This window comes from Pantoea sp. CTOTU49201 (assembly GCF_032054795.1).
GTDB lineage: Bacteria > Pseudomonadota > Gammaproteobacteria > Enterobacterales > Enterobacteriaceae > Pantoea > Pantoea symbiotica.
Genome location: NZ_DAMBSA010000144.1, coordinates 1 through 10,165, shown reverse-complemented (window position 1 = coordinate 10,165; position 10,165 = coordinate 1). Strand labels below are relative to the sequence as shown.

At 56.3% G+C, this 10,165-nt stretch carries 12 protein-coding genes; 5 read left to right on the top strand and 7 right to left on the bottom strand.

Features of this window, described 5'->3' with window-relative positions; all coding sequences use genetic code 11:
• From fabI to pspF, 7 genes are all read right to left on the bottom strand, one after another.
• On the bottom strand, positions 1-702 hold a 702-nt coding region (fabI, locus tag RTY00_RS11945; RefSeq protein ID WP_312664588.1), incomplete at its 3' end, for an enoyl-ACP reductase FabI.
• Between the two features lie 128 nt (positions 703-830).
• A complete protein-coding gene (gene sapF, locus RTY00_RS11940) occupies positions 831-1,634 on the bottom strand; it encodes a putrescine export ABC transporter ATP-binding protein SapF (RefSeq protein WP_008106485.1) in 804 nt (267 codons plus the stop codon).
• 2 nt (positions 1,635-1,636) lie between these two features.
• Positions 1,637-2,632 (bottom strand): putrescine export ABC transporter ATP-binding protein SapD, encoded by a 996-nt coding sequence (gene sapD, locus RTY00_RS11935; RefSeq protein WP_312664587.1) that lies wholly within the window; start codon positions 2,630-2,632, stop codon positions 1,637-1,639.
• On the bottom strand, positions 2,632-3,522 hold the full coding sequence (sapC, locus tag RTY00_RS11930) for a putrescine export ABC transporter permease SapC (RefSeq protein ID WP_008106482.1): 891 nt from the start codon (positions 3,520-3,522) through the stop codon (positions 2,632-2,634). The genes sapD and sapC overlap by 1 nt, the downstream gene beginning before the upstream one ends.
• A complete protein-coding gene (sapB, locus tag RTY00_RS11925; protein ID WP_008106480.1) occupies positions 3,509-4,474 on the bottom strand; it encodes a putrescine export ABC transporter permease SapB in 966 nt (321 codons plus the stop codon). The genes sapC and sapB overlap by 14 nt, the downstream gene beginning before the upstream one ends.
• 2 nt (positions 4,475-4,476) lie before the next feature.
• A complete protein-coding gene (gene sapA, locus RTY00_RS11920; protein WP_312664586.1) occupies positions 4,477-6,099 on the bottom strand; it encodes an ABC transporter substrate-binding protein SapA in 1,623 nt (540 codons plus the stop codon).
• Positions 6,100-6,515: 416 nt separating this feature from the next.
• Positions 6,516-7,514, bottom strand: a complete 999-nt coding sequence (gene pspF, locus RTY00_RS11915; RefSeq protein ID WP_312664585.1) for a phage shock protein operon transcriptional activator — start codon at positions 7,512-7,514, stop codon at positions 6,516-6,518.
• Between the two features lie 164 nt (positions 7,515-7,678).
• Here pspF and pspA point away from each other — a divergent pair, with 164 nt between their 5' ends.
• The 5 genes from pspA to RTY00_RS11890 all read left to right on the top strand — a co-directional run.
• A complete protein-coding gene (gene pspA / locus RTY00_RS11910) occupies positions 7,679-8,344 on the top strand; it encodes a phage shock protein PspA (protein ID WP_256696536.1) in 666 nt (221 codons plus the stop codon).
• A 60-nt stretch (positions 8,345-8,404) separates the two neighbouring features.
• A complete protein-coding gene (gene pspB, locus RTY00_RS11905) occupies positions 8,405-8,632 on the top strand; it encodes an envelope stress response membrane protein PspB (RefSeq protein WP_007888081.1) in 228 nt (75 codons plus the stop codon).
• Positions 8,629-8,976 carry an envelope stress response membrane protein PspC gene (gene pspC / locus RTY00_RS11900; RefSeq protein ID WP_008106469.1) on the top strand — a complete coding sequence of 116 codons (348 nt, stop codon included), beginning with the start codon at positions 8,629-8,631 and terminating at the stop codon, positions 8,974-8,976. The genes pspB and pspC overlap by 4 nt, the downstream gene beginning before the upstream one ends.
• 47 nt (positions 8,977-9,023) lie before the next feature.
• Positions 9,024-9,272, top strand: coding sequence for a phage shock protein PspD (gene pspD / locus RTY00_RS11895; protein ID WP_007888070.1), 249 nt, complete (start codon positions 9,024-9,026; stop codon positions 9,270-9,272).
• Positions 9,253-10,165 (top strand): YcjX family protein (locus RTY00_RS11890; protein ID WP_312664584.1); only part of this gene is annotated, 913 nt, incomplete at its 3' end. The genes pspD and RTY00_RS11890, both read left to right, overlap by 20 nt.

Genomic DNA, 10,165 nt, shown 5'->3' with positions numbered 1-10,165 from the left:
AGAGCATAGGAATGCAGCTGAGTTACCCACGTCTTCGATGGTAACGGTACGACGAATCGGGGTAACCGCTTCGCAGTGTGCCAGCATCTTACGGAAATCTTTGATGCCTGATGCAGCCAGCGTACGGATTGGACCAGCAGAAACGGCGTTAACACGCGTGCCTTCTGGACCCATTGCGTTCGCCATGTAGCGCACGTTAGCTTCCAGAGAGGCTTTCGCGAGGCCCATCACGTTGTAGTTCGGGATGGCGCGCTCTGCACCCAGGTAAGACAAGGTCAGCAGGGCAGAATTCGGGTTCAGCATCGCGCGGCACTCTTTCGCCATCGCCACAAAGCTGTACGCGCTGATGTCGTGAGCGATTTTGAAGCCTTCACGGGTAACGGCATTCACGTAGTCGCCATCCAGCTGATCGCCAGGTGCGAAACCGATGGAGTGAACGAAACCGTCAAATTTCGGCCAGGTTTTTGCCAGTTCGGTGAACAGCGCAGTGATGCTCTCGTCTTCAGCCACATCGCATGGCAGAACAATGTCTGAACCCAGATCTTTAGCAAACTCTTCCACACGACTTTTCAGTTTGTCGTTCTGGTAGGTGAAAGCCAGTTCTGCGCCCTGTTTGTGCATCGCCTGCGCAATACCGTAGGCGATTGAGAGTTTACTGGCAACGCCAGTAATCAGAATGCGCTTACCGGAAAGAAAACCCATAGCTGTAATCCTTTTGGTCATTGTTGTTGGCGGTCGCGATGGTTGAAAAGTAGGCGACCGACGTTAATCTCGTGCGAAGTCTAGCACGTCTGTATAAATGCGGTAAATCGCACCGCGTTTTCCGCGCCTTAACGCTCGCGGCGCCAGGCTTCGGCGGTTAAGGCTTCACCAAAGTGGCTGGTGATCAGGCGTTTGGTGAGATCGTGCAGCGGCGAGGCCAATACATCGGCGGTGCCGCCGCGCTCAACCACTTCGCCCTGATGCATCACCAGCACCTGATCGCTGATGTGCTTCATCATGCCGAGATGCTGCGTGACATAAATATAGGCGATGCCGTGCTTCTCCTGCAGTTCCAGCATCAGGTTCACCAGCTGCGAACGCATGGTCATATCCAGCGAGGCGAGGGCTTCATCGGCGACGATCACCTTTGGCTGCAGAATCAGCGCTCGCGCCAGCGCCAGACGCTGCTTCTGGCCCGGCGCCAGCATGTGCGGATAGTATCCGGCGTGGTCGCGCAGCAAGCCGACCTGACGCAGCGTGGCAATAATGCGTTTTTCACGCGCCTCATCATCCAGCTCGGTATTCAGGCGCAGCGGGAAATCGAGAATCTGGCTGATGCGCTGGCGCGGATTAAGCGAGGTTGAGGGATCCTGAAAAATCATGCGAATGCGCTGGCTGCGATAACCATAATCGCCGTACTCCAGCGGATGATCGTCAATCAGCATCTCGCCTTCGCTCGGCTCGACCATGCCGCTGAGCATTTTCGCCAGCGTCGATTTCCCCGATCCGTTTTCACCAATCACCGCCAGCGTCTGTTTCTCACGCAGGGTAAAACTGACGCCTTTCACCGCCTCAACGTGCTGACGGCGGAACAAACCGGTGCGATAGCGGTAGGTTTTACTCAGATTGCGCACTTCCAGCAGAGTTTCCATGCTTACTGGCTCTCCATATTCAGCGGGAAGTGACAGGCGAACAGATGCGCTTTATTGCCGCTCAGGCGCGGCGTCTCGATGCACTTACGTTGCGCATACGGACAGCGCGGCCCCAAACGACAACCAATCGGCAGATGCTCCAGCGACGGAATCGCGCCTGACAGCGTGTTCAGGCGGCTTTTGTGCGGCAGCGCGCTACCGAAATCGGGCATCGCGCGGATTAGCGCCTGAGTGTAAGGATGATGCGGCGACTCCATCAACTCTTCGCTCTGCGCGCTCTCCACCGTCTGACCGCAATACATCACATTGATGCGGTCGGCCCAGTGGCTCATGGTGCGCAGATCGTGGCTGATCAGCAAAATGGTGGTGTTGTTATTCTGGTTGAGGCGGCTCAGCAGGCGGAAAATCTGCGCCTGCGTGGTCGGCTCCATCGCATTGGTCGGTTCATCAGCGATCAGCAAACGCGGCTGATTGGCCAGCGCAATGGCGATCATCACTTTCTGGCATTCGCCGTCGGTGAGTTCGTACGGGAAACTGCGCATGATGTCTTTATGATCTTTGATACCGACGCGGTGCAGCAGCTCAATGGCGCGCACTTTGCGCCAGAACCACAGCCGTTTAAACCAGCGACCTTTATGCGTCCAGCGCGGAATCGCCTGCATCAACTGGCGACCGATACTTTCCGACGGATCAAGACAGGATTGCGGTTCCTGGAAAATCATTGACACGTTATGCCCGACAATCCGGCGGCGTTCGCGCGGTGACAGACGCAGCAGATCGATATCGTCGAACACCATGCGATCGGCGGTGACGCGCCAGTTGTCTTTGGTGACGCCGCAAATCGCTTTGGCGATCAGACTTTTGCCTGAACCCGATTCACCGACCAGCCCACGGATTTCACCTTCGGTGAGCGTCAGGTTGATGCGATCAACCGCTTTGACCGGACCGTCAGCAGTCATGAATTCGATGGTCAGGTTACGGATATCCAGTAGCGGCATTATTCAACTCCCGCTTCTACTGCGCGACGAATGCCGTCGCCCAGCAGGTTAACGATCAATACGCTGACCATCAGCGCCACGCCCGGCAGCATCACCGTCCAGGGTGCAACGTAGATCAGCTCCAGCGCGTCACCGAGCATCGCCCCCCATTCGGGTGAGGGCAGCTGCGCGCCAAGATCGAGGAAACCGAGTGCGGCGATGTCCAGAATCGCCATCGACAGCGAGCGGGTAAATTCGCTCACCAGCAGCGGCAGCACGTTAGGTAGCACCGCATTCCACAAAATATTCAGGTTGCGCGCGCCATCAAGACGCAGCGCCACCACATACTCTTTTTCCATCTCATCATGCACAGCAGTATAGATCTCGCGCACCAGACGTGGGATCAGCGCAAGAAACACCGCCAGCATCGCGTGTTCCAGACGCGGGCCGAGAAACGCCACCACGATAATCGCCAGCAGCAGCGAGGGAATCGACAGCAAGGTATCCAGCACGTGATTCATCACCGCCGAGCGCACGCCGTGAGTGATACCGGCAAACACGCCAAGCACCAGCGCGCAAATCGCCGCCAGCACCGTCACCAGAATCGCCGAGCCGACGGTTGGCGCTACGCCGCTCAGCAGGCGGCTCAGCACATCGCGACCTAAATCGTCGGTGCCGAGGAAGAAGGAGACATCGCCATAGCGCGACCACGATGGCGGCAGCAGCTGATAACCGAGGAATTGCTGATCGATGCCATACGGCGCCAGCAGTCCACCAAACAGGCAGAGGAACAGCAGCAGTCCAAACCCGTACAAGCCGACCATGCCGCTGGTATCGCGATATAAACGCTGCCAGCTGCGACGCAGCGTGCTAGGCAGCCGCTTCTCGTCGTAGACATTATCTAAGGGCATACCATTCCTTATGTTTCAGCGGGTTAAGTGCCGCACCCAGAATATCGGATAACACGCTGACCAGAATCACCAGTCCGCCAACCACCATCACGCCAGCGGAAATCGCCGCGTAATCCTGCTGGCGAATCGCATTAATCAGCCAGCGGCCGATTCCCGGCCAGTTGAATACCACTTCGGTAATCATCGCCAACGTCAGCATGGTGGAAAATTGCAGGCCAAGACGTGGAATCACCGGCGGCAGCGCATTGTGCAGCACGTGGCGGCGGATCACCGTGAAACGCGACAGCCCGCGCGTGGCGGCGGCTTTAACGTAGTTTTTGTCCATCACATCGCTGGTGCTGCTGCGCAGCAAGCGGATCATTTCGGTAGCGGGCGCAACCGCCAACACTACGACCGGCAGAATCATGTGCGTCAAGGCGCTGATCAGCATTTCATGGCGCCACGGCGATGGGCTCAGCCAGGCATCAATCAGCGCAAAGCCGGTAACGTTTTGCACCGGATAGAGCAGGTCGAAACGCCCGGAAACTGGCAACCAGCCGAGCGTTAATGAGAAGAACAGCGTAAACAGCAGCGCCAGCCAAAATACCGGCATTGAGAAGCCAAGCAGCGCCAGCGCGCTGATGGCTTTGTCCTGCCATTTTTTACGCATCACGCCGGCGCAAATTCCCAGCGGAATGCCCACCAGCAGCGCCAGAATAAACGCCATCACGCACAGCTCCAGCGTGGCAGGGAACACTTCGCGCAGCTGAAGATCAATCGGCTGTCCGTTAGTGCTGGAGACGCCGAAATCAAACTGCAGTAAGCCCTTAAACCAGAACCACCACGCATCAAACAGCGACGCGCCTTCGAGCGGGGCGTTTGGCGTGAAGTAGCTCAGGCTGAAGCTCACCAGCGACAGCAAAAACAGGGTGATCAGCAGCAGCACCACGCGACGCAGAATATAGATAATCATGCTTACTCCTCGCTGCTCTCATCACGATAAACGCCGGCGAATGAGGCGTTACCAAACGGGCTCAACACCAAACCTTTAATGTCATGCCGATAGGCTTGCAAACGCAGCGACGAGGCCAGCGGCAGCACCGGCAGCTCCTGCGCCAAAATCTGCTGCGCCTTGTCGTAGCTATCAATGCGCGCCGACAGCTGCTGGGACAACAGCGCGTGCTGCAACGCCTCATCAAAGGCCGGCGAGCACCAGTGTGCGTAATTGGTCTGCGAACGGATCGCCGCGCAGCTTAACAGCGGACGGAAGAAACTGTCGGGATCGTTACTGTCGGTTGCCCAGCCGGTAAGCGTGAGATCGTGATTCATCTCCATCAACTGCGCTTCCTGGAAGCGGCCTTCCACCGGCGCGATGGTGACGCGCACGCCAATCTGCGCCAAATCCGCCTGCAACAGCTCGGCGGTTTTCAGCGGGCTGGGATTCCACGACTGCGAGGAAGAGGGCACCACTAAACGTAAATGCAGATCTTCCAGCCCCAGCGCTTTTAACTCTTCACGTGCTTTGGCCGGATTGTATTCGGTGACGCGCGCGTCGTTGTCATAAGCCCAGGACGCACGCGGCAAAATCGAGGCGGCAGTTTCGGCGGTGCCGTAATAGATCGACTCCATCAGGCGTTCGTTATTGATCGCCAGCGCCAGCGCGTGACGCACTTCCGGGCGATCCAGTGGCGGTTTGCGTGTATTGAACGCCAGATAGGCGATGTTCATGCCGGGGCGCAGCGTCATGCGCAGACGCGGATCGTCGCGCAAAATGCTCAGCTGGCTGGCGGCGGGATAGGCCAGCACATCGCATTCGCCGGTAAGCAGTTTAGACAAACGTCCGGTGCCACCGACGCCCAAATCAATCACCACCTGCTGCAAACGCGGCACGCCTTTCCAGTACTGTGGATTGCGCGCCAGCCGCAGATATTGTCCGGTGCGGTATTCGCTCAGTTGGAACGGGCCGGTGCCGACCGGTTCGCGATCCAGCTGTTCCTGCTGGCCTTTGGCGCTGAGATTATTGGCGTACTCCTGCGACAGAATCGGCGCGTAATGCGTCGCGATATGCCACAGGAATGAGGCGTCCGGGCTGTTGAGGCGGATTTCAACCGTATCACTATCGAGCTTTTTCACGCTCTGCACGGAATCGGCAAACTGCAGGCTATCAAAATAGGGATAGCTGCCGCCGTTGACGTTGTGCCACGGATGTTTGCGGTCAAACATACGCGCAAAGCTGAACACCACATCATCGGCGTTCATTTTACGCGTCGGTTTAAACCAGTTGGTGTGCTGGAAGGCGACATCTTTACGCAGATGGAAACGGTAGGTTGCGCCGTTATCCCGCACTTCCCAGCTCTGGGCGAGGTCGGGAATCAGTCGATAAGTATAAGGATCCACGTCCAGCAGCCGGTCATACAGCTGTGCCGCCAGCGTATCGACGACTAAGCCGCTGCTGACCATTTGTGGGTTGAAGGTATTAACCGTGCCGTTAACGCAATAGACAAAGCCGCTAATGCGGATGTTGTCCGTTGGCGCGGCCCACGCTGACGCGCTCATCATGCTGAGACCAAGCAGCAGAGAGGGGAATAATTTTGGCATAGAACTCAACGATTCTGAGGCAATAGCGTGAGTGTATCTTAAACGTCACGTACTCCCCAAATTCGCGACACTTCTGCTGTGTTTTTCGCCAAAGTGGCGATGAGGTAATCACAATCTCTGTGTGGAAATGAGAAAAATTCTCAATTAGGGGTTTACAGATGATAATAAGAATGATTATTATTCTTTTGCGCTTCGACGGTGGCTCTACCGAAGAAGAGCACGACATTGCTCACATTGCTTCCAGTATTAGTTGCCCGCACTCTGTTGCGGGCTTTTTTTTCGTCCTGTTTCGAGCGGTTGCTGCGTTGGCTGCGCTCGTCCACCCTGGTCACATACTTATGTATGCTCCCAGGGATGTCCTCGCTTGCCGCCTTGCATCCGCGGATCTCGTAGGGGCGCCATTTATGGCGACCTGGTTAATCCTCGTCGCGGGCCTGAATCCCGTGCTTCTTCATCATGGCGCGCAACTGATGGTAGGTCACACGCAACAACTCGGCGGCGCGGCGCTGGTTGTATTTGGCCTGCTGCAAACTCGCTTCTACCAACTCGCGCTCCTGCTGATTTTGCCACTGACGTAAATCCAGCGGTAGGGAAGGCAAAACAGATGAGGCCGGTTCGGCTGTGACGTTGGCTGGCGGCGTACGCGGCGCAAAAGGGTTAATGATGATGTTATTCAGCTCCTCGTCGGCGCTGTGATGGCGATAGACCGAACGCTCGACCACGTTTTTCAGTTCACGTACGTTGCCGGGCCAGCTGTGATTCAGTAGCGTCAGTTGGGCGCGATCGCTGAAGCCTGGGAACAGCGGCAAGCCTAACTCGCGGCACATCTGAATCGCGAAATGGTTGGCCATCACCAGAATGTCACTGCGGCGTTCACGCAGCGGCGGCAGCTGCACCACATCAAAGGCGAGGCGATCGAGCAGGTCGGCGCGGAATTTTCCGGCGGCGGCAAGCACGGGCAGATCTTCATTGGTGGCGCACACCAGCCGCACATTGACCTGCAAAGATTGATTACCGCCCACGCGCTCAAGCTGGCCATATTCAATTACGCGCAGCAATTTCTCCTGCACCAGCATCGGTGCGGTGGCGAGTTCATCGAGAAACAGCGTGCCGCCATCGGCGCGTTCGAAGCGTCCCAGATGGCGTTTTTGCGCCCCGGTAAACGCGCCTGCTTCATGGCCGAACAGTTCGGAATCAAGCAGGTTTTCATTCAGCGCGGCGCAGTTCAGCGAAACAAACGGGCCTTCCCAACGGTTCGACAAATAATGCAGGCGGCTGGCGATCAGCTCTTTCCCTGTCCCGCGTTCACCAATCACCAGCACCGGTTTTTCCAGCGGCGCTAAGCGCGAAACCTGTTCCAGTACTTCCAGAAAGTTATTCGATTCACCCAAAAGGTTGTCAGAACTATTGGCCATGATGAAATTCGCCACTGATTAATCAATTTCACTACCTTAAGGGATGTTCTTACGGATGTAAAATAAACAAATGCCATAAAATCAATTAATTAAATGTTGGCACGCGAATTGTATTAGTGATGAGCGCCTCGCGCACCTACATACAAAATTTGAGGAACATCATTATGGGTATTTTTTCTCGTTTCGCCGACATCGTGAACGCTAACATCAACTCTCTGCTGGAGCGCGCCGAAGATCCGCAGAAACTGGTACGCCTGATGATTCAGGAAATGGAAGACACGCTGGTAGAAGTCCGTTCTACTTCAGCCCGCGCCCTGGCAGAAAAGAAACAGCTGCTGCGCCGCAGCGAGCAGGCTGAAATTCAGCAGGCCGAATGGCAGGAAAAAGCGGAGCTGGCGATCAACAAAGGTAAAGAAGATCTGGCGCGTGCTGCTTTAATTGAAAAGCAAAAGCTGACCGATTTGATTGCTGCGCTGCAGCAGGAATCTACACAGGTTGAAGAGACGCTGGAGCGCATGAAAGGCGAGATTGGTGAGCTGGAGAAAAAACTCACTGAAACTCGTGCGCGTCAGCAAGCGTTAACGCTGCGTCATCAGGCGGCATCGTCATCACGTGATGTGCGTCGTCAGCTCGACAGCGGCAAGATTGATGATGCGATGGCACGTTTCGAATCCTTTGAACGTCGCATCGATCACATGGAAGCGGAAGCAGAAAGTCAGCGTTTTGGTAAGCCAAAAGGTCTGGATCAGGAGTTCGCCGAGCTGAAGGCCGATGATGAAATCAGCCAGCAGCTGGCCGCGCTGAAAGCTAAGATGAATCGCCCTGAGTGATCGCCACGGGCCTGATTGCGGGCCCGAGTTAAAAATGGTGTTAGTGATTAAGGAGAGTCAATGAGCGCACTTTTTTTAGCCATACCCTTAACGATTTTCGTGCTGTTTGTCGCACCAATCTGGTTATGGCTGCATTACAGCAACAAACGCAACGGCGGTGCCGATTTATCGTCGAGTGACCTGCAGCGTTTGCAACAAATTACTCAGGATGCGCGCCGCATGCGTGAGCGTGTGGAAGCGCTGGAAGCCATTTTGGATGCCGAACATCCAAACTGGAGGCAACCATGATGAATGGCCGTAAACTGTGGCGCATTCCGCAGCAAGGCAAAGTGCGCGGCGTGTGTGCGGGTATCGCGGAATACCTCGATATCCCGGTGCGCTTGCTGCGTGTGATTGTGGTGCTGTCGCTGTTCCTTGGGCTGTTTATGTTCACCATCGTCGCCTATTTTATTCTGGGCTTTGTGCTGGACGAGAAACCCGTTGATGCCTCATCTGAACGGGCACCCAGCGCACGTGAACTGCTCGACGAGCTGGAAACAACGCTGCAAAGCGATGAGCGAAAAGTGCGTGAAGTAGAGCGCTATGTCACTTCAGAAACGTTCAGCGTACGCAGCCGCTTCCGCCAGATCTAAATTCCCGGGCTTTCGGGCCCACTTCTTCTATTGTGATAAGAGGCTCTATGCAAACTCAACGTTTTACTGCTCTGCGCCGTCGCGCGACACCTGCGTTGATGTCGGCGGGGAAATTTATCATTATTAGCGCAGTAACTTACGGGCCCGGCGGTATCGCTGGCTGGGCAGTGAAATCGGTGGCGCGCCGTCCGCTGCGCCTGTTGCTGGCGGCCGCCCTGGAACCGTTGCTGAGCAAAGCGTTTAAACGCTTATCGGCACGATTCATCAGGGAGAACGATGAAAAGACTGCAAAATGAATTTGTGGCGTTGATGAACCGCGGTGTTGACCGCCATCTGCGCCTGGCTGTAACCGGTTTGAGCCGCAGCGGAAAAACCGCGTTTATCACTTCGCTGGTTAACCAGCTTCTCAATGTCCACAGCGGCGCTCGTTTGCCGCTGTTTTCCGTGGTGCGCGAAGATCGCCTGCTGGGCGTCAAGCGCGTACCGCAGCGCGAACTCGGCACGCCGCGCTTCACCTACGATGAAGGTCTGGCGCAGCTGTACGGCACACCGCCGATGTGGCCGACGCCCACGCGTGGCGTGAGCGAAATGCGCCTGGCGCTGCGCTATCGTCCCGATGAATCGCTGCTGCGCCATTTCAAAGATACCGCCACGCTCTACCTCGAAATCGTCGACTATCCCGGCGAATGGCTGCTGGATCTGCCGATGCTGGCGCAGGATTATCTCAGCTGGTCACGTCAGATGGTGGGCTTGCTGCAGGGCGATCGCGCCGAGTGGTCAGCACAATGGCGCAGCTTGTGCGCCGATCTCGATCCTTTTGCGCCCGCCGATGAAAATCGTCTGGCAGCGATTGCCGCAGCCTGGACCGATTATCTGCACCAATGCAAAAGCGAAGGCTTGCACTTTATCCAGCCGGGCCGCTTTGTGTTGCCGGGCGATATGGCTGGCGCGCCGGCGCTGCAGTTCTTCCCGTGGCCGCAGGTTGACGAGATGCAGGTTAGCAAGCTGGCGCAAGCACCTGCGGGTAGCAACTTCGCCATGCTGCAGCAGCGTTTCAACTATTACTGCCAGCACGTAGTGAAAGGATTCTACAAAAATCATTTTCTGCGCTTCGATCGCCAAATCGTGCTGGTTGATTGTCTGCAACCGCTTAACAGCGGGCCGCAAGCGTTCAACGATATGCGCCTCG